Annotated in this window: 22 protein-coding genes; 17 read left to right on the top strand and 5 right to left on the bottom strand. The window is 50.8% G+C overall.

Features of this window, described 5'->3' with window-relative positions; all coding sequences use genetic code 11:
* The first annotated feature begins 69 nt into the window (after positions 1–69).
* Genes KJY73_RS16175 through KJY73_RS16160 form a run of 4 tightly spaced genes read left to right on the top strand, consistent with a single transcriptional unit; the run spans position 70 to position 4,142 of the window.
* Entirely contained in the window at positions 70–912 is an 843-nt protein-coding gene (locus KJY73_RS16175; protein WP_214344781.1) for a 23S rRNA (adenine(2030)-N(6))-methyltransferase RlmJ, read from the top strand.
* Between the two features lie 9 nt (positions 913–921).
* The gene (locus tag KJY73_RS16170; RefSeq protein ID WP_214345300.1) at positions 922–2,745 is read left to right on the top strand and encodes a protein kinase domain-containing protein; all 1,824 of its coding nucleotides are present in this window, start codon (positions 922–924) and stop codon (positions 2,743–2,745) included.
* A gap of 10 nt (positions 2,746–2,755) precedes the next feature.
* Positions 2,756–3,616, top strand: a complete 861-nt coding sequence (tesB, locus tag KJY73_RS16165) for an acyl-CoA thioesterase II (RefSeq protein ID WP_214344780.1) — start codon at positions 2,756–2,758, stop codon at positions 3,614–3,616.
* A 1-nt stretch (position 3,617) separates the two neighbouring features.
* Entirely contained in the window at positions 3,618–4,142 is a 525-nt protein-coding gene (locus tag KJY73_RS16160; RefSeq protein ID WP_206595076.1) for a gamma carbonic anhydrase family protein, read from the top strand.
* Positions 4,143–4,474: 332 nt separating this feature from the next.
* Here the strand turns inward: KJY73_RS16160 and rsmF are convergent, their stop codons facing one another.
* Complete coding sequence (rsmF, locus tag KJY73_RS16155) at positions 4,475–5,893, bottom strand: 16S rRNA (cytosine(1407)-C(5))-methyltransferase RsmF (RefSeq protein WP_214344779.1); 1,419 nt, start codon at positions 5,891–5,893, stop codon at positions 4,475–4,477.
* Between the two features lie 183 nt (positions 5,894–6,076).
* Here rsmF and add point away from each other — a divergent pair, with 183 nt between their 5' ends.
* Complete coding sequence (gene add / locus KJY73_RS16150) at positions 6,077–7,075, top strand: adenosine deaminase (protein ID WP_214345299.1); 999 nt, start codon at positions 6,077–6,079, stop codon at positions 7,073–7,075.
* A gap of 7 nt (positions 7,076–7,082) precedes the next feature.
* Here add and KJY73_RS16145 read toward each other — a convergent pair whose 3' ends face one another.
* On the bottom strand, positions 7,083–8,018 hold the full coding sequence (locus KJY73_RS16145; protein ID WP_214344778.1) for an alpha/beta hydrolase family protein: 936 nt from the start codon (positions 8,016–8,018) through the stop codon (positions 7,083–7,085).
* A 96-nt stretch (positions 8,019–8,114) separates the two neighbouring features.
* Here KJY73_RS16145 and KJY73_RS16140 point away from each other — a divergent pair, with 96 nt between their 5' ends.
* The 3 genes from KJY73_RS16140 to KJY73_RS16130 all read left to right on the top strand — a co-directional run bounded on the left by KJY73_RS16140 (position 8,115) and on the right by KJY73_RS16130 (position 9,757).
* Positions 8,115–8,702 (top strand): TetR/AcrR family transcriptional regulator, encoded by a 588-nt coding sequence (locus KJY73_RS16140; protein WP_214344777.1) that lies wholly within the window; start codon positions 8,115–8,117, stop codon positions 8,700–8,702.
* Between the two features lie 94 nt (positions 8,703–8,796).
* Positions 8,797–9,285, top strand: a complete 489-nt coding sequence (locus KJY73_RS16135; RefSeq protein WP_214344776.1) for a MarR family winged helix-turn-helix transcriptional regulator — start codon at positions 8,797–8,799, stop codon at positions 9,283–9,285.
* Complete coding sequence (locus KJY73_RS16130) at positions 9,275–9,757, top strand: GNAT family N-acetyltransferase (RefSeq protein WP_232848705.1); 483 nt, start codon at positions 9,275–9,277, stop codon at positions 9,755–9,757. Before KJY73_RS16135 ends, KJY73_RS16130 begins: the two co-directional genes overlap by 11 nt.
* A gap of 57 nt (positions 9,758–9,814) precedes the next feature.
* Here the strand turns inward: KJY73_RS16130 and KJY73_RS16125 are convergent, their stop codons facing one another.
* On the bottom strand, positions 9,815–11,977 hold the full coding sequence (locus KJY73_RS16125) for a S9 family peptidase (protein ID WP_214344775.1): 2,163 nt from the start codon (positions 11,975–11,977) through the stop codon (positions 9,815–9,817).
* Between the two features lie 130 nt (positions 11,978–12,107).
* Here KJY73_RS16125 and KJY73_RS16120 point away from each other — a divergent pair, with 130 nt between their 5' ends.
* The 4 genes from KJY73_RS16120 to KJY73_RS16105 are packed head-to-tail and all read left to right on the top strand — an operon-like array spanning position 12,108 to position 14,589.
* Entirely contained in the window at positions 12,108–12,680 is a 573-nt protein-coding gene (locus KJY73_RS16120) for a DUF6151 family protein (protein ID WP_214344774.1), read from the top strand.
* Positions 12,677–13,180, top strand: coding sequence for an HAD family hydrolase (locus KJY73_RS16115; RefSeq protein WP_214344773.1), 504 nt, complete (start codon positions 12,677–12,679; stop codon positions 13,178–13,180). Before KJY73_RS16120 ends, KJY73_RS16115 begins: the two co-directional genes overlap by 4 nt.
* 22 nt (positions 13,181–13,202) lie before the next feature.
* Positions 13,203–13,688: a GNAT family N-acetyltransferase gene (locus tag KJY73_RS16110; protein WP_214344772.1), complete on the top strand. Its 486-nt coding sequence runs from the start codon at positions 13,203–13,205 to the stop codon at positions 13,686–13,688.
* 37 nt (positions 13,689–13,725) lie between these two features.
* Positions 13,726–14,589 (top strand): alpha/beta hydrolase, encoded by an 864-nt coding sequence (locus KJY73_RS16105; protein ID WP_214344771.1) that lies wholly within the window; start codon positions 13,726–13,728, stop codon positions 14,587–14,589.
* 34 nt (positions 14,590–14,623) lie between these two features.
* Here the strand turns inward: KJY73_RS16105 and KJY73_RS16100 are convergent, their stop codons facing one another.
* Complete coding sequence (locus tag KJY73_RS16100; protein WP_214344770.1) at positions 14,624–15,847, bottom strand: cyanate transporter; 1,224 nt, start codon at positions 15,845–15,847, stop codon at positions 14,624–14,626.
* Between the two features lie 114 nt (positions 15,848–15,961).
* Here KJY73_RS16100 and KJY73_RS16095 point away from each other — a divergent pair, with 114 nt between their 5' ends.
* The 5 genes from KJY73_RS16095 (at position 15,962) to KJY73_RS16075 (ending at position 22,447) form a co-directional block, all read left to right on the top strand.
* Positions 15,962–16,474 (top strand): MarR family winged helix-turn-helix transcriptional regulator, encoded by a 513-nt coding sequence (locus KJY73_RS16095; RefSeq protein ID WP_214344769.1) that lies wholly within the window; start codon positions 15,962–15,964, stop codon positions 16,472–16,474.
* Between the two features lie 99 nt (positions 16,475–16,573).
* On the top strand, positions 16,574–17,125 hold the full coding sequence (locus tag KJY73_RS16090; RefSeq protein ID WP_214344768.1) for an RNA polymerase sigma factor: 552 nt from the start codon (positions 16,574–16,576) through the stop codon (positions 17,123–17,125).
* Positions 17,122–18,051 carry a FecR family protein gene (locus tag KJY73_RS16085; RefSeq protein ID WP_214344767.1) on the top strand — a complete coding sequence of 310 codons (930 nt, stop codon included), beginning with the start codon at positions 17,122–17,124 and terminating at the stop codon, positions 18,049–18,051. The genes KJY73_RS16090 and KJY73_RS16085 overlap by 4 nt, the downstream gene beginning before the upstream one ends.
* A gap of 106 nt (positions 18,052–18,157) precedes the next feature.
* Positions 18,158–21,421: a TonB-dependent receptor gene (locus tag KJY73_RS16080; protein WP_214344766.1), complete on the top strand. Its 3,264-nt coding sequence runs from the start codon at positions 18,158–18,160 to the stop codon at positions 21,419–21,421.
* A 51-nt stretch (positions 21,422–21,472) separates the two neighbouring features.
* Positions 21,473–22,447 carry a glycerophosphodiester phosphodiesterase family protein gene (locus tag KJY73_RS16075; RefSeq protein WP_214344765.1) on the top strand — a complete coding sequence of 325 codons (975 nt, stop codon included), beginning with the start codon at positions 21,473–21,475 and terminating at the stop codon, positions 22,445–22,447.
* Positions 22,448–22,478: 31 nt separating this feature from the next.
* Here the strand turns inward: KJY73_RS16075 and KJY73_RS16070 are convergent, their stop codons facing one another.
* Complete coding sequence (locus KJY73_RS16070; RefSeq protein WP_214344764.1) at positions 22,479–22,874, bottom strand: hypothetical protein; 396 nt, start codon at positions 22,872–22,874, stop codon at positions 22,479–22,481.
* Positions 22,875–22,889 lie beyond the last annotated feature (15 nt).

Genomic DNA, 22,889 nt, shown 5'->3' with positions numbered 1-22,889 from the left:
AGATTGCTTTGCTGCATCTGCCTTAAATCCCTTACACTTACGCCAGTTTGTCTTTTCAGGAATACCCCGTTGTTCAGTTACCGCCACGGCTATCATGCCGGTAATCACGCCGATGTGCTTAAACACCTTTGTCAGATGCTGCTACTTAATAAGCTGGCCGAGAAAGATAAAGCCTTTGTTTATATTGATACCCACAGTGGCGCGGGTCTTTACGATCTGACCAGCGCCCAGGCGCAGAAAACCGGCGAGTATAAAGACGGTATTGACCGCTTGTTGGACGCCAACTGCCAGGACAGCAATCTGCGCAGCTACATCAAGTTGGTGGACGAATATCGTCGCGATAACCGCTATCCAGGCTCCCCTGAGCTGGCTCGTCGCTTGTGCCGCAGCCAGGACAGCCTGCAGTTAATGGAATGGCACAATAATGAAGTGCAAAACCTGCGAGCTAACTTTAAAGGTGTGCGCAATACGCATACTCACCACCGTAACGGTTTTGAGGGGCTGGTGGCCATGAGTCCACCCAAACCGGCCCGGGGACTGGTGCTGATTGATCCTTCCTACGAGCTGGAAGCCGACTATCAGGAGCTGGTCAGTGCCGTTAAAGAATCGTACAAACGATGGAAAACCGGCATCTTTGCCATTTGGTATCCGCTGCTGGCAAAAAGTCGCGATCGTAGTGAAAAAATGACCAAGGCACTGGCAGCTATTCAAGGTGCCGATGTGCTGGATATCCAGTTAAAACTGCACCCTCAGGAGCAGGATGTGGGGATGTATGGCTCGGGTATGTTGGTGATAAATCCGCCCTGGCAATTCGATACGCAGTTAGAGGCGTTAATGCCGGAACTGCTTGACACACTTAAAGACTGGCCCGGCGCATCCTATCAACTGAATTGGTTGGCCAGGAGCGAATAAGCGGTGTCATTGCCAGACTCCAAGCTTAAGCACTTTTACATTCCTGATGAGCAGTCCATTTATCTGCTGTCTCATCAGGATGCGCAAAAGCTCAAAGACTGGATAGCCCTGTGTACAGAGCAGCTTGAACTGCTTGGCTACCGGGATATTGAACTCATAGGTAAAGGCGCGTTCGGTTTTGCCTTTGCCGGCGTAGACGAGCGTCAACGCCAGTTGGTGTTTAAGTTTTCCCGTATCAATCTACCCCAGCATGTCCAGGATCGTCTGGAAGAAGAAGCTTTTATGCTCAGCCAAGTTGAGCATCCCAGCGTACCGCAATTGGAAGAGTTCCAGCGTATTAAAAAGCAGGCCATTTTGGTCATGGAAAGGGCGCAAGGGCAGGATTTAGAGCAAGTATCGCTGCGGGTGGGACCCTTGTCTGCGCGTCTAATTGTGCGCATTGCGGTGCAATTGGCGGATATTCTTAAGGCCTTGCGTGAACACGGCCAACCACATCAAATAAAGCCCATAGTGCATGGGGATATCAAGCCGTCTAATCTGGTGTTTGATCCGCAAACCGAAAGGGTCGCGCTAATTGACTGGGGCTCGTCGGTGTTCGCCCAATTGGATGGTGCTGGGCAGCATGTGGGCAACAATGTGATGGATTTGATGTCCAGCGACCTGCAGCAAACTAATGCCAGGTTGGGGGATGTGTATTTTATTGGTGATGAACAGCTCGACGGCGCGTTATCCAGCCCCAGGTTTGACGAGCAGGGGGTAGCCAGCACCTTGTATGCACTGGCGTCCGGACAGTCCAGTCGTTTTGGCCGGCATGTAATTACGCCAAACTCCTTAGGCTTGCCCCGCGAGCTGGCGCATACCTTAACCGCTATGATGAGTGACGACCCGAGTGAGCGCAGAAGGGGCGGCGATTACTTTCTGCGCAATATGCGTTTTATGCGCAATCTGGTCTTCAGTGGTCCGGAAGAGGTGGAATACCAGCCGGTTATCCCGTGCTGGACTCACAAAGCCAGTAAGCCTATCGATACTGTGGTCTACAGCTCACGTAAGTCGTTTTTGCGCGCCGAATCGGTGGAAGATGAACTGCGTTATCTGAATGATGAGCAGTTTGAGCGTTATTATAAAAACTACATGCAAGGCATGGGCGAAACCGAAAAGGCTTTTATTGCTGCGGTAAGCCGGCTGGGCCGCTATCCGGTGGTGGGCGGCTTGGCGGTGCGCTGGCACCCCGAGGGTATCTATATAGATTCAAGCCTGAATCTGTATGACCCTTCTATGAAACGCTCCTTTGAAATCTCCGTGAATAACGTGGTGACTTTGGCTCGTGCTATCCATCGGGTCGGGGTGTTTAAAAGTTGTATGTTCAATGCTCGAGATACCTTGCATCTGGAGCGCAGCGATGAGCAGCAAGCGTTTGTTCCCGCCCCTGATATGCGTATTCCCTATGAGATCAGTAAGATCTCGGTCACCGAAGCGCAAAGCCGCATGCACTCTTACTTTGAAGACGGTGAAGACCCGGATGAGCTGCTGAAACTGCCTACCAGTATCCGTGCCATCATTGAACAGCTTAACGATATTCACCACACCGGCTGTATTATTTTTGAAGCTTTGCCGACTCACTTAAAAGTGCATAGCTACTACACTTTGCTTGATCACGCCCGCGAAGATGAATTTAAACAGTTACTGGCCAGGTTAATTGAGCAGATCCCACTCATTGAAGGATTGGGTATTTCCGGCTTTATGAAATTACCTTATAAAGATACGCGCTTTTTTGATCATATTGTCGCGGCGGCCGATAAGTTTTACCCTCGTAACCCCTTGCTGAAGAGTTGATGTAAAGAGCATGAATGATATTAAACTCACCGAACTGCTGACCCTGGAAAAACTGGAAGAAGGTTTGTATCGCGGCCTAAGCTGGGATCTTGGCTTTCGTGCCCTGTTTGGCGGACAGGTAATGGGTCAAGCGCTGGCAGCGGCGCAGCAAACGGTGGAAGCGGGCAGGGTGGCGCATTCATATCATTGCTACTTTCTGTTGCCCGGTGATGCCCACAACCCTGTGGTCTATGATGTGGAAAATATCCGTGATGGGCGCAGCTTTTGTACTCGCAGGGTTAAAGCTATCCAAGGTGGCAAGACCATCTTTTTTATGACGGTGTCTTTCCAGTCCCCTGAAGAAGGCTTAAGTCACCAGCATGGTGAGATGCCTAAGGTACCTGAGCCTGACAGTTTGCAGCCAGATATCCGTTATTATGAAAATGTGTTGGATAAGTTGCCTGCCAGCATGGTGGAAAAACTGGCTTATCACAGACCCATTGATATGCGTACGGTGCAAGCTATTAACCCCATGGCACCCGAAGTCATGGAGCCTATGCGTTATGTATGGATGAAAACCAGCAGCCCTTTGAGCGATGACTTAAATGAGCACCAAACTACGCTGGCCTATGCTTCTGACTATTATTTTCTAGTCACAGCATTGCAGCCCCACGGTATGTCGATTATGAATCGTGGTGTGCGGATGGCGACCATTGATCACGCCATGTGGTTCCACCGGCCATTTCGTATTGACGATTGGCTGCTTTATTGTATGGAGAGCCCTTTCTCAGGTAATGCTCGTGGCCTGGTGCGTGGGCAGATATTTAACCGTGACGGTCAGTTGGTGGCATCCACCATGCAGGAAGGCCTGATGCGAAAAATCGGGGATTGATATGAGATACAGAGTTGGCGGTAAGGCTCCCAGGGTGGCGCGCGATGTGTTTATTGCGCCCGATGCGCAGATTATCGGCGATATCGCCATCGAAGAGCAGGCATCTGTGTGGTTTAACGTGGTCATGCGCGGCGATAACGAACTGATCACTATTGGCCCGGATACCAATGTGCAGGATGGCAGCGTATTGCACACCGATATGGGCTACCCCCTGACACTCGGCAAAGGTGTTACCGTCGGCCATAAGGTCATGCTGCATGGCTGCACGGTGGGAGATTACAGCCTGATTGGGATTAATGCCGTGGTGCTAAATGGTGCCACTATCGGTCGTTATTGTCTGATTGGCGCCAATGCCTTGGTGACTGAGAATATGCAGATCCCGGATCGCAGCTTGGTATTGGGCAGCCCCGCTAAGATAGTGCGAACTTTAACCGATGAACAATGTGCCAATCTGGAAGCCTCTGCTGCCCATTATGTGCAAAACGGTAAACGTTACTTGATGGAACTGGCAGCACTGGAAGATTGAGTTTCAGATAAAAAAAGACCCAGAGACCCGGGGAGGGCTCTGGGCTTAGGGGAATGGCTCTTTCAAGAGCCGTGCGCTAACTCAAGGCTTGGAAAATGGAGAAGTGTCATACAAAATTTTCAAGCCGGACGATAATTGTAGAACACCGCTGCTGAATTTATAAACAAATTTTTTCATCATTTATTTTGTCTATTTAAATCAAAATTTTAGAGAAAATTTATGGCAACGTTGTCATCAGCTTGGTCACAGCTTGTGCAGGGCTTATCCACAGGCTTTTCAGGTCGGGTTCCGTAACCTTTCTTAGTTTGATTGCATCGTCTTTGGGGCTGTGTTTATAAGCTCAGCCCGTCTCTGACCAGTTCGCGGGGCAGGGAGTTTTTCAGTTTCTGACCTATGCCTTTGCCAAGGCCGACCGGATGACCATCCAGACAAACCAGCAGTTCCCCTTGCGGCAGGGCGTCGCAGAACAGATCTTTGCCTTGATAAAACTCAGCTAATTGCGAAAGGTTCAGATTCACTATCGGACTGTTAGCTGACGGTGTCAGAGCCAGTGCCGCCTCATGGGTTAATCGGAAACCCTGTTTATGCGCTGTGGCCAGTTTTAGCCCAATGCGGTCAAAGCGAAAACGCCCGATAAGCTCCACAAAGGCGTCAGGGAACAGCCAATAGTCCTTATCCCGTACATACAGGCTAAAGCCTGCGGGAAAGGGCAGGGCAAACTGCTTGGCCAGATAGTCGCCAAGTGTTGCCTGTTCCTTACGAGATGCCGGCTGATAGGGGAAGTTTCCGGCTTTTTTATTACTCTCAGGGGCGCCGACAGAGTGATGCTTGGTTAGCCTGGCAACAAAGAACCCTTCGCTGTCAAAGCGCTGCGGCCACACATGTAGATAGCCTTGTGGGGTAACTACCTGTTCGGCGCCAGCGAATAAGTCCGCCAGGGATTCCACACTGACCGCCTCATCATATTGCTCGAGCAGCCACTGCACTACCTGCTGATTTTCTTCCGGGCTTAGGGTGCAGGTGGAGTACACCAAGGTACCGCCGGGTTTAAGTGCCAAAAAGGCACTGTCAATTAAACGTTTTTGCACTGCGGAGATATCCTGCAGCGCTTGTTCAGACCAATTCTGCATGGCCTGGGGATCTTTTCGTACTGTACCTTCACCGCCGCAGGGGGCGTCCAGCAAAATGGCATCAAAGGTTTCTGGCAACCACTGGCCAAAAACCTCGCCATCAAAATGACTCATGGCTACATTAGCTGCTCCCAGCCGTTGTATGGTGGCTGACAGCACTTTCAAACGGCTGGATGACAGTTCATTGGCTACCAGTAAGCCCTGATTACTCATTAATGCGCTGATTTGGGTGGTTTTTGAACCAGGCGCTGCGGCCATATCCAGCACCCGCTCGGGTGTATTTAGCTTCGCAAACAGCGCCACAGGGGGAAGCATGGAGCTGGCTTCCTGAATATAGAAAAGCCCGGCCAAATGCTCGGCGGTATTACCCAGTGGCGTGCTTTCCTGCTCTTCAGGCCGAGTCAGCCAAAAGCCGGTTTCACACCAGGGAATGGGGGTGAGTTGCCAGCCTTGCGCCTGCATTCTTTGCTTAAACTCACTGACAGAAATTTTCAGCTGATTAACCCGGATACTCTTGCGCAGGCTTTGATGGCAAATGCTGACAAAGGCATCCAGCTCCTGCTGGGAGGGTAACAAGGCAGCCATCTTGTCAATAAAGGCCTGGGGAAGCAGTGTATTCATGGGTAAACCCGCTGATTGTCAAAGGCGGCATTATACGAATTTATTAACCAAGGGGCTGATTATCTTTCGCACATGGTGTTACTGCCGCTTAGGATTTAAGCAAACAGATCCCCAGTATGGGGTTATCCTGTCCAATGGCGTTTATACTACTGACAACCCTTCAGCTCACGGGAACTGCTAATGATAATAAACCCCCATCTGCCCTTGGTTGATTTGCACCGTCACTTGGACGGCAATATCCGTCCCCGTACCATTTGGGATCTGGCGCAACAGCATCAGATCAAGCTACCGGTAAATAGTTTTGAAGCCCTAGTGCCACTTACGCAAATTCAGGATCAAACCAGCGATCTGTTGGCCTTTTTGGAAAAGCTCGATTACGGCGTATCGGTATTGGCTGATCTGGATGCCTGCTACCGGGTGGCCATGGAAAATATGGAAGATGCCCACGAGTCCGGGCTGGATTACGTAGAGCTACGTTTCTCACCGTATTACATGGCCATGAACCACAATCTGCCTATGGCTGATGTAGTGGAAGCGGTGATTGACGGCGTGCGTGCCGGTAGTGAGAAATTTGGTATCAAAGCCAACCTGATTGGCATTTTAAGCCGCACCTTCGGCGCTCAAACTTGTATGGCCGAGTTACAGGCGTTACTGGCCCATAAAGATAAAATATGTGCACTGGATTTGGCCGGTGATGAACTGGGCTTTCCCGCAGCATTATTTCTGGAGCACTTTCATCTGGGCCGCGATGCTGGCTGGCAGATCACTGTGCATGCCGGTGAAGCAGACGGGCCGCAAAGTATCTGGAATGCCATAGAGCAGTTAGGCGCAACCCGTATTGGTCATGGTGTGGCGGCAACCCAGGATGAACGCTTGATGGCCTATATGGCCAGCAATAATATTGCCGTTGAGTCCTGTCCGACCTCCAACTATCAAACCGCTACTATCAAGGCGATTAAAGACTCGCCCATTCCGGTGTTTTTAGATAAAGGCATTTGCGTCACCCTCAACACTGACGATCCGGCTGTGTCGAACATCAACCTGGAAAATGAATATCGGGTAGCCAGTGAAATTATCGGCCTTAACCGCGAACAGTTAGAGCAAGTGCAACGTAATGGCGTACAAGCGGCGTTTTTATCTGCCGAAGATAAGCGCGCATTGTTTGCCAGCAAAGCAGGCTGATCTGAGCCTACAAAGCCAGATTGGGCAGCAATAACTGCGCTTTATTGAATTCTCCTGGCGCATATTGCTGTAAGTGTGATGCAGCAATGGACGCCGGGCTGCCTTGTTTAAGCCACTGCACTATAGGTTGCCATAAATCTTGATGGTGGGCGCGAAAATAGCCCATATGACCTATGGGCGCGCCTTGCGATTCGATATCCAGAGTATGGATAGGTGCGTTGGCATAGGCGCGGATAAAGGCATCCCTTGATGCAGGCATAGCCCAGAGGTCATCGGTGGCATTAATAAATAAGCTGGGGGTGCGCACCTTAAGGTAGCAGTCCAGCAAGTCCTGAGTATCCGGGTTGTCGAAGAAGTAGTGCGGATACTGGCACCATGCTCGCCACTGATAAAATACGTCTTGGGGTAAGTCTTCGCCGATACCAAGTTTGGACCAGGGCGAGTAACCTTTTATTCGGGTTAGCACAGGCAGAACCAGGTGCCACATCATTCGCACTTTCAAGCTTTCCCGCCATGGCATCCAGCCGTGCCATCCGGCGCCCGTGCCACATACGGCAAATCGGCTGACATTATGATGATTGGGTAGTAAGCCAAAGGCGTGCCCGCCAAATGAGTGTCCCAACACATACAGAGGCAAGTCTTGTTTGGCTAACAACGCAACCGCGGCAGCCAAATCCAGCCTGGCCCAATCAAGATAATGCATCTTAAAGCCTTTTAGCCTGGCAGGGCGGGAAAGCCCTATGCCGCGGTAGTCCAGCGTCATCACATTTAATCCCTGACTGGCGGCATACAAAGCAATTCGCTGATAAAAACGTTGCGGTACACCGGTGGCACCGGCGATAAGCAGATTTCCTTCGCCTTCACCCTCGGCACTATAGTGGGTGCTAGAAAGGGAAAATCCATCTAAGGCACTGATCTGACGTGATTCTGGTTTGGGGTGCATGTTAGGCTCCGTATAATGCCCCTGGTCGATATTATATCGACTGTTATAATGCCTTAAAGATAGTCTATAACGACTGTAATAGAAAGAGGTTTGTTTATGGTTAAAACGGCCAACGATACGCGCCAACGTTTAGTTGCGGCTACTGCCGATATGATTCGTCGTCGAGGCTTAAACGCCACTAGCGTGCGAGAGCTGGCCAAGTTTGCCAATACCCCATTAGGCTCTACTTATCATTACTTTCCAGGCGGCAAAACCCAAATGGTGCAGGAGGCGATTGAATGGACGCAGCAGTCAATTAGTGGTTTTCTGCAAAAAGTCTTTGCTGAGGATCCCGTACAAGGGCTGGATGACTTTCTGGCCAGGTGGCGTGTCCGTCTGCTGCAGGATGAATTTAATGCCGGCTGTCCGCTACTGGCGGTGGTTATGGAAGAGCCGGCCAATGATGACGCCAAAGCCGGTATACAGGCCGCAGGTGAAGCATTTAAACACTGGCAGGCCACCTTGGCAGCCATGCTAATGGGACATGGCTTGGCAGAGCAGGAGGCCAGAAGTCTGGCGATTCTGAGTATATCGGCTTTGGAAGGCAGCATTATTTTGTGTCGGGCGGAGAAAAGCCTGGCCCCGCTGGATACAGTCGCTCAGCAATTGCGCGCATTATTTGTACAAAAGTTCCCCAAACCATAGCACTGGCTGGTTCATCCTATTTTTGTTGCGACTTTTTTCTTGTCAATAAGCATAAGTGATTATATAAATGTTTATGTTGTTTGGGAGGAAGTCAATGCAACAGGATTTTTTAGATGATCTGGCCGAGCTGGCCCTGGGTAGCCGGCTAAAGCGCTTAAGTGAACGCATGCTGGCCGATGCGGCGGCTGTGTATAAAGCCTATGGAGTAGAAGCCCAGCCCCGTTGGTTTACCCTGCTGGCGCTGATTTACCGCCAGGGGCCGACCAGTGTGGTGGATGCTGCCAATGCGTTGGGACTAAGCCAACCGGCGATCAGCCAGTTTTGCCGACAGCTTACCGCACAAGGTTATATTGCACTGACTAGTTGTGAGCTGGATTCCAGACGTAAGGTCATCGGTCTCACCGAGGAGGGACTGGCGCAGGTTGAGTATATGCAGCCCATGTGGCGGGATGTGGACGCCGCGGCGAAATCTCTTTGTACCGATTTTGAGAATAACTTCTATCAGGCGCTGCAAACGCTGGAACAGGCCATGCAGAAACAATCCTTGTATCAACGGGTAATGGAGCGAAAAGATGCCAACTGAAATCGAATTTCTACCTTACAGCGATGAATTGGCTAAGTATTTTCTGAGTATTAACCAGCAATGGATTGAGGATATGTTCAGTATGGAAGCAGCCGATACCGCTATGCTCACCGACCCTTACCACTATGTCATTAAGCCAGGCGGCAAAATTTGGTTCGCTCGTCATCCACAGTTAGGTGTGGTCGGTACCTGCGCCTTACTTAAAAAGGAGGAGGGCGTGTATGAGCTCACCAAAATGGGCGTCACAGCCAATGCCAGAGGGTTGAAGGTAGGGGAGCCATTACTACAATATGTTATCGCCCAGGCCAAGCAAATGAAGATGTCCTGTTTGTTTCTGCTGACCAATAAAAAGTGTCAGGCCGCTATTCACTTGTATGAAAAAAACGGCTTTGCGCATAGTGAAGAGATTATGCAACGTTTCGGCGCAGCCTATGAACGTTGTGATGTGGCGATGCGGTATCAGGGGATTTAGATTTTAAGCTGATTGCCGCTCAACGATAAATTAGCTGAGCGGCATAAGAGCTGATAGTTACTTATCCAGCAAATTCAGGAAGAAGGCGTATTCCAGCGCCGTATCGTGCAGGCGCTTAAAGCGTCCAGAGGCACCGCCGTGACCGGCTTCCATATCGGTTTTGAACACCAGCATATTGCTGTCGGTTTTCATCTCACGCAGCTTGGCCACCCATTTAGCTGGCTCAAAATATTGAACCTGGGAGTCGTGCAAGCCGGTGGTCACCAGAAGGTTAGGGTAGGCTTGGGCTTTTACCTGATCATAGGGTGAGTAAGACAGCATATAGTCATAATAGGTCTTGTCGTTGGGGTTACCCCACTCATCATATTCATTAGTCGTCAGCGGAATGCTTTCATCTAGCATGGTGGTGATTACATCCACGAATGGCACGTGAGCCGCAACCCCTAAGTAAAGCTCTGGCGCCTGGTTTATTACCGCTCCCATTAGCAAACCACCGGCACTGCCACCGGCAGCCACAACTTTGTCTTTATGACCGTAACCTTGAGCCACCAAGGCTTTGGTCACATCAATAAAGTCATTAAAGGTGTTTTTCTTGGTAAGCTTTTTGCCGTCTTCATACCAGGGGCGTCCCAGCATCTGTGAGCCACGGATGTGGGCAATGGCGTACACCACACCGCGATCCAGCAGACTCAGACGATTGCTGGAAAAGCCTGGGTCCATGGTTGCACCATAGGAACCGTAGCCATACTGATAGAGCGGGTTGGTGCCGTCCTTTTTGAACTTGTCTTTGCGATACACCAGGGTCACAGGTACCTTGGCTCCATCGCGGGCTTCAACGAATAAGCGTTCTGACGCATAGTTGGCCGCGTCAAAGTCGCCCAGCACAGGTTGTTGTTTTAACTGGGTTAAGGCAAAGCTGTTCAGATCCACATCATAATGCGTACCTGGTGTGGTCATGCTGGTGTAATACACCCTCAATGACGGGTTATCCAGCTCGTTATTGCCGTACATGCGAGCCATATAGGCGTTGTCATTAAAATTCAGTTTATGTGCCGGTCCGCCAGACAGCTTTTGTACAAAAATTTCTGACAGGCCATTTTGGCGCTGCTGATATACCAGGTGGTCATTAAACAGCTCAAAGCCCTGTAATTGAACGTCTGGACGATGGGCAATAACGTCTTGCCATTTACGCTTATCGCCTAATTGGTCGGCCGCCACTTTCATTAAACGGAAGTTGATGGCATCCAGGTTGGTCAACACATAGAAGGTGTCACCCAGTTTGGCAATTTCATATTCCAGACCCGCTTCGCGGGGTACAAAGGCAATCGGCTTGGCATCTGCCTGGTTGGCATCAATCAGTGATACCCCTGAGGTTTCGGTGGCCGAGTGGTGGATATAAATCAGGCTATGGTCTTTGCTTTTGCTGATACCGGTGTAAAAGGTGTTGTCGGTTTCCTCATAAACCAATTCGTCTTGCGCCTGGGGGGTGCCAAGTGTATGACGGAATACTTGGTAGCCTAGCAGGGTCTGTGGATCTTTTTTGATGTAGTAGACGGTTTTATTGTCATTGGCCCACAAGGTGGTTCCGGATGTGCCCTGCAACTCGTCACTCAACAGTTCACCGGTTTCCAAGTCTTTGAACTTAATAGTGTAAATTCTCCGGCTCAGGGTATCTTCGGCATAGGCCAGCAGTTTGTCGTTCGGGCTGGCGCTTAACCCGCCCAGATTGTAATACTCATGGCCCTCAGCCAGTTTGTTGGCATCCAGCAGCTCTTGCTTGTTGGTACCCACAAAATCGCTGCTGCGTACATACACCGGATATTCATTGTCACCGCGCATTTCTGAGGAGTAATAATACTGACCTGAGCGGGTGGGAACCGAGTCGTCGTCTTTCTTTATCCGGCTTTTCATTTCTTCAAACAACTGCGTCTGAAGAGGCTTAGTGTCTGCCAAAAGTGCGTCTGCGTATTGGTTTTCGGCTTCCAGGTGAGCTAACACCTTGGGATCTTCACGTTTGTCGTCACGCATCCAATAGTAGTTATCAATGCGGGTGTCACCGTGAATGGTCATTTCATGGGCAATTTTCTCAGCTACCGGTGCCTGCACACTGGGGCTGGCCTGCTCGGTAACTTGGGTTTGTGCTGGCGGTGTCGCTGGATTACAAGCAACCAGTAAAGCAGCAGTTAATAGTGAAAAACAGAAGGGTATTTTTTTTTTCATTTTCATTCCCTGACAGAGGTAAAAGGATGGTTAATATACCTTTGCATTTGTTTTAATGCGATATGCTCAAAAAGCACCGTTGGGTATTTGTACCACAACAATGTTTACAGGCCAGTAAAAGAGGATCGTTATGCAAAATATGGAATTAAGCTGTCGGTGTGGGAAGGTGCAAGGCCAGGCTGCAAATACCGGCCCGGATGGTGGCACCCGTTTGGTTTGCTATTGTGACGATTGTCAGGCATTTGCCAGGCAACTGGGTCGAGATGACGTATTGGATGAGTGGGGCGGCACAGATATTTATCAGTTGGCGCCCTGTCAGTTAACCATATCTCAGGGGCAGGAGCAGCTTCGCTGCCTCAAACTTAGTGATAAAGGACTGATTCGCTGGTATTGCAATTGCTGCAATACCCCCATAGGCAATACCGTATCCGGCTCATTGCCTTTTATTGGACTAATACATAGTTTTGTCCGCTCAGACCAGGATTTGAACAAAGTGCAAGGACCGGTTCGTGGCTATGTGCACGGGCGCTTTGCCATCTCTACGCCGCCAACGGGCAAAGAAGGCCGAGGAACACAGTGGCGTTTGTTGATGAGAATTTTCCGCCGGTTGCTTACCGCCAAATTAACCGGCAAAGGTCGGCCCAATCCGTTGTTTGACCCTGATGGTAAGCCAGTGATTGAACCTAAAGTAGTAAAACCATGACAACCACGCCTATTCACTATCGGCATATTTTATTTGACTGGGGCGATACCCTGATGCGCGACCTTCCTGGTCAGATAGGTCCTATGGCCAATTGGCCAAAGGTTGAGGCGATGCCGGGAGCCGTGCAGGCACTGCAAGTGCTGTCGAAGCACTATGTTTGTCATCTGGCCACCAATGCCAAAGATTCAGATGCAGCGGAAATTCGCCGCGCGCTGGCGCGTGTAGGACTGGATACGCATCTAAGCGAGATATTTTGTTTTAAACAGTTGCAGGTAGAAAAGCCCGCCAGCGCCTATTTTCAGCAGATAGTTAAAAAGCTTAACTGCTCACCAGAGCAGATTCTGATGGTCGGAGACAATCTGCAAAAGGATATCATTGGGGCGCTGGAAGCTGGCCTGGATGCCTGCTGGCTGAACTTGGACGATGCTGGGAATAAACAAGATATTCAACAGGTTAATAGTTTTTCAAGTCTGACTTCTTGGTTATTATCCAAGGGATAGGATGTAAGGATAAGGTAACCAGATGATCAGGATTAGACATAGTGTAAAGGATGACTTCGCTGCCATTCAGGCCATATATCAGCAACCGGGCTGTTATAGCGGTACCTTGCAGTTGCCGTTTCGTAGTGCGGATTATTGGCAGGCGCGATTAACCCAGTTACCTGAAAACAGCTATAGCCTGGTGGCGGAAAAAGAGCAGAAGGTGGTTGGGCAATTGTTCCTCAGCCAGTGTGACCATCCCAGACGACGCCATGTGGCCAGACTGGGTATGGCGGTCTGCGAGTCCAGCCAAGGGCAGGGAATTGGTAAGCAATTAATCCGGGCTGCGCTTGAATTGGCAAATGACTGGCTGGCAATCACCCGAGTGGAACTGGAAGTCTACACCGACAATGATGCAGCCATTGGTTTATATAGGTCCTTTGATTTTGAGGTTGAGGGAACCATGAAAAACTACGCGTTTCGCCAGGGGCAATATGTGGATGCCTATATGATGGCGAGGGTGAGTTGAGCGCATTTGGGCGATGGCAATTGTAAGGAACTCTGCTGTGAAGATAACCGTCAGACACACACTGGGCTTGTTGACCTTAACGGCGTTGCTGATGCTGTCATCCGTGCAGGCTGGCGAGTATCGCATGGCAAATACCGAGGTATTAACCCTAGACGATGGTGGGCGACTGTACGATATCTCCATTAAGCTGCCCGCCAGCTACTATAAGCCTGAGCAATTCAGCCGTCGTTACCCGGTGATTTATATGCTCGATGCACCCTATAGCTTCCCCTTAGTGGCAGGCGCAACGCATTTCCCGATGAACAGCAACAAAATGCAGCAGGCGGTATTGGTGGCTATAAGCTGGCAGCAAGGGATCAGTGGCAACGCCAGCCGGGTGCGGGATTTTACCCCAACCCAAGCCGCGGATTGGAAGCTGGAAACCGGCGGCGCTGAGCGTCATCTTAACTTTCTGGCTGAAAGGGTGATCCCTTTTGTTGAGTCCAGGTTCAGAACCACCGCACAACAACGTACCTTTATGGGGAATTCCCTCGGCGGCTTGTTTGGCCTGTATGTTTTACTCAACCGGCCGACATTATTTGAACATTATGTGCTTGGCAGCCCATCGCTGTGGTATGACGATAAGGCCTTGCTCAATCAGGTTTCTGCATGGGCTGACCGCCAGCAAAATCCCAAAGCAAAAATTTTTATTGGGGTGGGCGAGAAGGAAACGCCCCTTGGCAGTAATATCGCCCATGATGTGGTCGGTGACGCCATCAGTCTGAAAAGCCAGTTGGCACCCTGGCGGTTTAGCCATCTTGATGTGAGATTGATGATAGTCCCTGATGCCACCCATGAGGTGGCCTTTCCTACTGTGGCGATCAGTGCGCTGGACTGGTTATTTACTCATCCCCCTCAATAAATACTGAGGGGGCAAGTTTCATATTGAAAGGTTCTCAGGCTTGCGTGCAGGGGCGCAGCGCTGGAGAAAAGGCTTTTGCGTAGCTGCTTGGTGTCAGGCTCAAAGAGAGCAGCAATAAAACTAACGCACCCACCGCCAGCATCAGCCAGGCCATATCAAAACTGGCTAACTGGTCACGAATAATACCGGCTACCCAGGGCGCGATACTGGCCACCAGATAGCCAATACCCTGTACAAAGGCTGCCAGCTTGCCAGCCATGATCGGATCTTCCTGATGATCCATGGTGACAATCATCACCATAGGAAACATACCGCCCACCCCCAGACCTAAAAGTGTGGCCCAGAACCACAAACTGATATGGGGGGCCAGCATCAAGCCGAAGAAGCCTATTGCTTGCAGTAAACACAGGCTTATCAATACCAGACGACGATCATTGCTGCGTCCTGCCAAGGCTGGAAACAATAAACCGGCCACGACTTCCATCAAGGTCATATAACCCATGAGCAAGCCACCTTGCTGGGCGTTCATACCATTTTCCATGGCATAGGGGGCGAGCCAGGCCAGCACGCAGACAAAAGCCGCCGTGCCAAGACCAAACATCATCGCCAATTGCCAGGCACGGCTGTACTGCCAAAAACCTGTACTTTCGTGTTTGGACACTGATTGTGCTGGTAAATACCAGCGGCGGCTAAATACAGCCCAAAGTATCAGTGCCGCGACAGCCAACCATACCCAGTTACCCAGTCCACCCCGCCAGGCACTGAAACTGGCAAACCAGGGGGAGACCGCAGAACCCAGACTGGCACCTGCCATAATCGCAGTAATATAAAATCCCATCATGGCCGCGATGCGTGTGGGGTAGTTGCCTTTAATAATGGCCGGTACCAGACATTGAATTAACGCAATGCCTAACCCTGCCGCGAGGGCTGACAGGATGAGGCTGGCAGAGGAGTCTACAAAAAAGCGCAAGCCAGTGGCCAGTGCCAGCACCAGTAAAGAAAAGCTGATGGTACGACGCATACCAAAGCGTGCAGCAATGGCAAAACCAAAAAAGCAAGCAGCACCCATAGCTGCTACAGGCAAGGTGGTCAGCATAGCGGCTGTGGCATAACTGATGCTCAGATCCTGCTTCATGGCATCCAGCAAAGGGCCGATAGAGGCCAGCACCGGGCGCAGATTCAGCGCGATCAACAGGATAGTGATAAACAGCAAGGCCGGTGGTGCAGGAGGTGACGCTGTTGCTTGGTTGGTATGCATGGGAAATATATCTCTAACTAAAGTATCTTTATGTGAAGATAAAAGGAGTTTACTGAGTTAGTCGGTCTGGGTAAAGTATCTTTATATAAAGATAAAAATAGATGAGTGCCTTCCATGCCTATCACAGTCAAACAAGCAGATGACGACGACCTTGATGTATTTGCCCACCAGTGGCGAACTGAAGGAATTGAAGGTGATCTGCTGCCGATGAAGGTGATTGGTCGTATGTTTCGTCTGATGAAAACCATTGAAGCGGAAGTAGGGAAATGTCATGAGGCATTTGATCTGAAATACGGCGAATTTGATGTGCTGGCTACCCTGAGGCGAACAGGGGCCCCGCATTGCCTTACGCCTTCGCAGTTACATCAGTCGATGCTGCTTAGCTCAGGCGCTATGACTAACCGCTTGGACAAACTCGAACAAAAAGGCCTTATTGCCAGGGCCCATAGTCAGGAAGACCGGCGCAGTGTCAAAGTACAGTTAACCGAAAAGGGTAAAAACGTCATCGAAGCAGTCTTCCCGCTGCATATGCAAACCTTACGCAAACTGCTTGGCAATCTGGACGATGCCAGTAGAGAGCTACTGGCAGGATCGCTAAAACAATGGCTTGCGGCTATTCAGGACTAACTCGGCGCTAAAATCCTGTTGTTGAGCTAACTGTAACAAAACTGTCATTGCCAGCCCCTATGATGCCAACCCCAGGTCGGGATGTTGCGATCAGTCGGGATGAAACAGGCATTTTTAACTAAATTTTATCGAAGTTATTGGCAGGAGCTGTGTGGTTTGCTTCGAGCTAAATTCGGTAATGGCCCGCCGGATCCTGAAGATATCGCCCAACAAGCCTTTATGCGATATGCCGAAACGCAGCTTACTCAACCGCCGGATAACCCCAAAGCCTTTGTTTACACTATCGCCCGTAACCTGATTATTGATGCACACCGTCTGCAAACCCGTCAGGAGCAGCTAATTGACGATATTTTTGTCGAAGTAGGCTTGGCACCGCTGAATGAAAGTTGTGTTGAATCCAGTTATTTACAGGGCGAGAAGATGCTGGTGATTGAACGGGCCGTTGCCAGTTTACCAGCTAAGCAACGGGACCTGATTGTGGCAAGCCGTTTGCGCGGTGAAACCTATCAGCAGATTGCCGCTCGTACGGGCTATTCCATGGCGGATATCAGCCGCAATATCGAACGCGCGCACACCACAATACAGACCATACTGCAGGCCTGGGAAGAGGGTCGTCAGCAATATGAACTGCAGCAAAGAGAGTATTTGTGAAAACCCAGCACCCTATAAAGCAACAAGCGCGGCACTGGTTAGTATTGCTGCATTCGGGTCAGGCCAGCGAGCAGCAGTGGCAGGAATTTAGAGCCTGGCTGCAGCAGGATAGCCGCCATCAGCAGCACTACCGGGAAGCTGAATTGCTGTGGCGCCAAACTACGTACACGGAAACCGTTGCCGATGCACTTAGTGTCAGACTTCAGGCTCGTAAGCCCAGGTATGCAAGGTATGCATGGCTGGCGGCCTGCATGGCCTTATTGGCAGTTTTACTGGTCCCGGTTTGGCAGGTTGAGCCAGACATCCTTCAACTACACACAGAAAAAGGTCAAATCCAGACATTCAGGCTGGACGACGGATCTTCGCTGACCTTAGGCGGCGACAGTCTGGCTCAGGTGAATCTGTCCGATACCGACCGCCAGGTCTGGCTGCAAAAAGGAGATGCGGAATTTGATGTCAGTCCTGATGAGACAAGACCTTTTATAGTGACAGTAAAAAATAGCCACATTCGCGTACTTGGGACCTTGTTTGATGTGCAGCAACGGGCTGAGCAAATCACAGTAGGTGTTGCCCATGGGCTAGTGGAAGTTAGCCAGAATCATCAGGTTCAGTTACTTACCAACAACCAGGCAGTGATGTTGGATAAGCAGGGAATGTCACCCGTGCAGTTTCTGCCTGACAGCCAGTTTGCCAATTGGCGTCAGCAAAGATTCAATTTCCAAGATAGTACGCTGGAGGATGTAATCAATGTACTAAACCGTTATAGCAATGTGACCTTGAAACTCAGTCATCCCACCTTGGCTTCACAGCGCCTGACGGCAGCCTTTCGCCTTGACCAACTGGAGCAGATGCTCGACGCCCTGCAACTAAGCCATAACATTCATTGGCACAAAGATGCCCAGGGTGTGATTTGGCTGAGTATATGAAACTTTTGTGAAACTTAAGCTGCTGCTGGAAAACCGCCGCGGGTTATTCGTCATCCCCATGAACGCCGCAAAAAACTCGGCGAAAAACTAACTTAAAGGGGAATCCATGCGCTTTCGTATTAAACCTGCTTTGTTGGCCGTCAGTCTGGCCCTGAGCACGTCCACACAGGCTCAGCAAGCGACTACGGCTATCAGTTTTGAGGCTCAAAGCCTGGAGTCGGTTATTGCCACCTTGTCCAGACAGTTTGATCTGGTGATTATTGCCCCGGCAGATCAGACAAAGCAGATTCAGGTACAAGCTGTGCGTGAACAGACTTCTGTACTGGCCGCGCTGAAAAAGGCCTTGGCGCACACTTCTTTGCAGGCCGTGGAAGATAAGAACGGCGCCATCGTAATTATGCAAAAGCCTCAGAAAACCAGCCGTAAATCAACAAATAAGCCAGTACAAGATGACAGCCTGGAAGAAGTGGTTGCCTTGGGCTCGCATATTAAAGGCGCGCGGATGGCTGACACTTTGCCTATGACGCTACTCGGTCGTGACGAATTGGACATTGCAGGGGTACAGGATGGCATGGATTTACTTCGCATGCTGCCGCAAAACGGCGATGTCAATTTTAATGAATCTGCCACTGCTGGTGGTGTCAATACCGCCAGGGGCGATGTTGCTTCGCTGAACCTGCGCTCGGTGGGCACTGGCAACACCCTGATGCTGATCAATGGCCGTCGTATGGTGATGCATCCGGGCTTTCAGACTGAGAACCTGGTGCCAGCCGTCACACCGAATATGAACGCCATACCCACGGCCGGTGTGCGAGCCGTGGAAGTAATGCGTGACGGCGCGTCGGCGTTATACGGCGCTGATGCGGTAGCCGGGGTGGTCAATACCCTGATGGTGGATGATTTTGATGGGTTAAAAGTGACCGCCCGCTACGGTGAAGCGCCCGATTTGGAACGTCGTGACAGTACGTTTCGCATCAATGCCGGTAGCGATTTTAGCCAAGGGCGCGGGCATTTTTCTGTGTTTGCCGACTATGACCATCGCAATGCCGTGCCTGCGACTAACCTGCCACAAGGTGCCTCTTCTAACCGTGAGCCGCTGTTAGCGGGAACCGACTTTGAAGGCAACACGTCCTTCGATAACCGCTCTTCTATTGGTGGCTTTGCTTACTTTGACATGCTGAAGCCGGGCAAGATCCTGCTTGATAATGGCACGGCTATCACCAACTCGTCAGGACGTTTCCATGTGCAGCCCGTTGGCAACAAGGGCTGTTTACTGGCGCTGGGGGACGGTCTGTGTGTAGACGATGGTTTTCTGTCTTCCACCGACGATCGCAACCTTTACTACGATATCGACGCCAACCGCCAGCTTTACTCGGATCGTGAGCGGGCTAATCTGTTTTCTGTGTTCAGCTATGACCTAAGCGATAAACAGGAGCTTTTTGGCGAGCTTGGGGTGTATTACGGTAAAACTGACCGCCTCAGTGAATCGTCGCGGGTACTCAGTACGGCCCGTATGGTGATCCCGGCACACAACTACTGGAACCCCTTTGGTCCCAAGTACTTCGCCGATGGCAGATTAAATCCGAATCGGGTTGAGGGAGTACAGCTACCTGATGAGGGCTTGGATCTTATCCTGCGTGATTATCGCATTCTGGATGCCGGTCAGCGTCGTGGCATAGTGAAGAACCTCACATATAGAGCCTTACTCGGCACCCGGGGTAACTGGGATAACTGGGATTACGACTCGGCGATTCTATATTCACGCGCGGTTAGCGACGATTTGACTAAAAACGGCGTGTCCAGCACCAAGTTCCAGCAAGCTTTATCACTGGATACCGAAGATGCCTACAACCCTTTTAACGGTGCAGGTAATGGGGAAGGTGTATCAGTAAGCGATTTGACCCCTAACCCTGAGCATGTGATTAGAAGTATTCAGGCCGACGTGCGTAAAAAAGGCACCACCAGCCTGGCCCTTGCTGACTTTCGTTTATCCAACAACCAGCTGTATTCGTTGCCGGCCGGACCGCTGGGGTTTGCCACCGGCGTTGAATGGCGCCGCGAGGCCTTTAAAGATGACCGTGATGACAGCTTGGATGGTACATCACCTTTTATTGATGCCATTACAGGTGAGTACTCCCAAAGTGATTCATTAGGTAACAGCCCTACCAATGACACTTCGGGTGATCGCGATGTGTGGTCGGCGTTTGTGGAAATGCATTTACCGTTGGTTTCGCCCAATATGCAGATCCCGCTGATGCAGGACATTCAACTGCAATTAGCTGCCCGCTACGAGAACCTGTCTGATGTGGGCAGTGCCCTGACACCCAGGGTCGCGGCATCCTGGGCGCTAAATGACAGCCTGATGTTGAGAGGTGCCTGGTCTGAAGGCTTTCGCGCACCAAACCTGGTGCAGGTTAACGACTCCGGGGTGGCACGCATCAACAGCACCGTTGACTACGTAAAATGTGCCGCAGAGCTGGAAAAAGGCATTATTCAGGGCGATTTTTCCAACTGCGGCGGCAGTAACGTTGAGAACGTCCGTACCGCGTCAGATCTTAAACCTGAGGACTCCACCAGTGTCAGCTATGGTCTGGTATTCACCCCATTGGATGGGCTGGTTATCACGGCAGACTACTGGAAAATCAAGCAGGAAGGCGTGGTAGGAGTACTAAGTGGCAGTAACCAGGTAGCGCTGGATTTGTTCTATCGCCAGCAAGGTAGCAGCAATCCCAATGTGGAGCGTGAAGCACCCAGCGAAGAATTGCTGGAGCTGTATGCTGGCACTTCTATTACCCCGGCTGGGGCGATTATTCGCGTTTATGATCCTTATCAGAATTTGGATACCCGCACTATCAGCGGTATGGACTTTGCCCTGAACTACGATTGGCAGACTTCTCTGGGTTCTTTTGGCTACAGCTTGAATGCCGCCCGTTTGATCAGTTTTGAGCAACTACCGGGCAGCGAAGCGCAGCAACTCTTTACCATGGGACTGCCGGTGGACAATCTGGGTGAGCTAGCAGGCATCGATGGCAAACCGCAATGGAAGGTTAACTCCACCTTGAAATGGAAGCAGGGGAACTGGCGAGCGGGAGCGACTCTGGAGTATGTCTCAGCCTTTGATGAAACCAGCGCGTCTATCACGGTGGATGATGAGATCCGCTATTGGCGAATCGAAGACTGGTATCGCGTCAACCTGTTTTCCAGCGTGCAACTGCGCGAGTTTGGTCTGGATGGCAGTAGTTTATCTGTTGGGGTGAAAAACCTGTTTGATCGTGAAGCGCCGTTGGCGGACGAGGCCTATGGTCACTTTGGGGCCGTACATAGTCCTATTGGTCGTTACTACTACCTGCAATACAGCCATAGTTTCTAATCTGAGTGGCGGCCTTGGCCGCCCAATTCGTCTTCTTAAAGGAACAGACAAATGCGTTATTTCATTACGCTGTGTTTTTTATTTTGCACGGCGGTACAGGCGGCAGTGCCGCTGGCTATTGCCCATCGCGGCGTACCGGGCTATCTGCCGGAGCACAGTAAAGCGTCACTGGCTTATGCCCATGCCCTGGGTGCCGACATGATTGAGTTTGATGTGAATATGTCGGCCGATGGGGTGCCAGTGGTCTTACACGACCTTATTCTGGATGAGGTGTCTGATGTGGCAGCGCGATTTGCCCATAAACGCGGTGCTGAAGGGAAATTCTGGGTTAAGGATTTTACCCTGGCAGAGCTGCGTAGTTTGCGATTTCATGAGCGTAGAAAACCCACTGACGGGGCGCTGGTTTACCCTTCGCGTTTTAACGCCAAATTAGCCTTTGAGCTGGTCACTCTGGACGAGGCACTGGCGATGCTGGCTGAATTGAATCGGCTACAAAAACGTCGTACGGGCTGGTTAATTGAGCTGAAAAAACCAGGTTGGTATCAAAGTCAGGGGCTGGATATGGGAAAAGCGCTACTGGATGCGCTCAGACCCTATCAGCAAAGCGCAGCGCCTATGGTGTTGCAGTCTTTTGATGTTGAGTTTATGCAACAGTTGCGCGGGCAAACCCGCTTGCCGCTGAACGTGCTATTGGGGCGCAATAAGTGGGATCCCAACGGTAGTGATTTTGACAACCTCTGGACGACAGCGGTGGGGCTTAAAACTATCGCCGGTTTTGCCACTGGTGTGGGGGTACAGATAGGTATGCTGTTGGACGACAATGGTGCCACTAAGTTGGCCAAGGACATCCATGACGCAGGCTTAACGCTGAATGCTTACACTGTGCGGCTGGATAAACTGCCGAAAGGCATAATAAGCGCCGATGCGCTCTATGCGTTATTAATGGATAAGGTAAAAGTGCAGGGGATCATCAGCGATCAGGTTGATGATGTTCTTCGCTATCGAGGCCTGCCTGCCGGGCAATGATTCAGGTGGCCGGTTATCCGGCCACCAGTGTCTAGTGGAAGTATTGGATAAGTACAGCAGCGATCAATAGCGGATAAGGAAAAGCAACCGTGGGTCGCAGCGAAGCGCGCAGATACTCGCTGATTAAACCAAGCGCAGAGGGGCGGTTTTGCTGCCAGTCGGAATAAAGCTGAGGCGTCGCATTGGCATCAGCTTGTTCGATTTTCAACAGCTCTTTTTCCAATCTGCCCTGAAAGGTTTTGTAAATGGCATCCAATAACCACAGCAGCGGTAAGATTGCCATCGCCACCCAGGTTTGATGGTACAGCATAGCCAGCGTACACAGAGCAAATGCTGCTAACTTAATCATCAATGCCCAGCCTTCATAACTTTCTACTTGTTGATGCAAAGCCAGCCATAAGGCCTGTTGAGTGGATTGCGTTTGCATGGACTTCCTTGATTA

Source organism: Bowmanella yangjiangensis (genome assembly GCF_018531185.1).
GTDB classification, from domain to species: Bacteria; Pseudomonadota; Gammaproteobacteria; order Enterobacterales; family Alteromonadaceae; genus Bowmanella; species Bowmanella yangjiangensis.
Note: the sequence above shows the minus strand (reverse complement) of the source record. Positions and strands in the feature narration are given on the sequence as shown.

Coding starts and splice junctions, on each gene's coding strand:
- KJY73_RS16115 (WP_214344773.1), top strand. CDS start 12,677: ATGACAACCACGCCTATTCACTATCGGCATATTTTATTTGACTGGGGC.
- KJY73_RS16145 (WP_214344778.1), bottom strand. CDS start 8,018: ATGCACCCCAAACCAGAATCACGTCAGATCAGTGCCTTAGATGGATTT.
- tesB (WP_214344780.1), top strand. CDS start 2,756: ATGAATGATATTAAACTCACCGAACTGCTGACCCTGGAAAAACTGGAA.
- KJY73_RS16125 (WP_214344775.1), bottom strand. CDS start 11,977: ATGAAAAAAAAAATACCCTTCTGTTTTTCACTATTAACTGCTGCTTTA.
- KJY73_RS16160 (WP_206595076.1), top strand. CDS start 3,618: ATGAGATACAGAGTTGGCGGTAAGGCTCCCAGGGTGGCGCGCGATGTG.
- KJY73_RS16095 (WP_214344769.1), top strand. CDS start 15,962: ATGCCTATCACAGTCAAACAAGCAGATGACGACGACCTTGATGTATTT.
- rsmF (WP_214344779.1), bottom strand. CDS start 5,893: ATGAATACACTGCTTCCCCAGGCCTTTATTGACAAGATGGCTGCCTTG.
- KJY73_RS16135 (WP_214344776.1), top strand. CDS start 8,797: ATGCAACAGGATTTTTTAGATGATCTGGCCGAGCTGGCCCTGGGTAGC.
- KJY73_RS16110 (WP_214344772.1), top strand. CDS start 13,203: ATGATCAGGATTAGACATAGTGTAAAGGATGACTTCGCTGCCATTCAG.
- KJY73_RS16090 (WP_214344768.1), top strand. CDS start 16,574: ATGAAACAGGCATTTTTAACTAAATTTTATCGAAGTTATTGGCAGGAG.
- KJY73_RS16130 (WP_232848705.1), top strand. CDS start 9,275: ATGCCAACTGAAATCGAATTTCTACCTTACAGCGATGAATTGGCTAAG.
- KJY73_RS16080 (WP_214344766.1), top strand. CDS start 18,158: ATGCGCTTTCGTATTAAACCTGCTTTGTTGGCCGTCAGTCTGGCCCTG.
- KJY73_RS16070 (WP_214344764.1), bottom strand. CDS start 22,874: ATGCAAACGCAATCCACTCAACAGGCCTTATGGCTGGCTTTGCATCAA.
- KJY73_RS16140 (WP_214344777.1), top strand. CDS start 8,115: ATGGTTAAAACGGCCAACGATACGCGCCAACGTTTAGTTGCGGCTACT.
- KJY73_RS16100 (WP_214344770.1), bottom strand. CDS start 15,847: ATGCATACCAACCAAGCAACAGCGTCACCTCCTGCACCACCGGCCTTG.
- KJY73_RS16120 (WP_214344774.1), top strand. CDS start 12,108: ATGCAAAATATGGAATTAAGCTGTCGGTGTGGGAAGGTGCAAGGCCAG.
- KJY73_RS16075 (WP_214344765.1), top strand. CDS start 21,473: ATGCGTTATTTCATTACGCTGTGTTTTTTATTTTGCACGGCGGTACAG.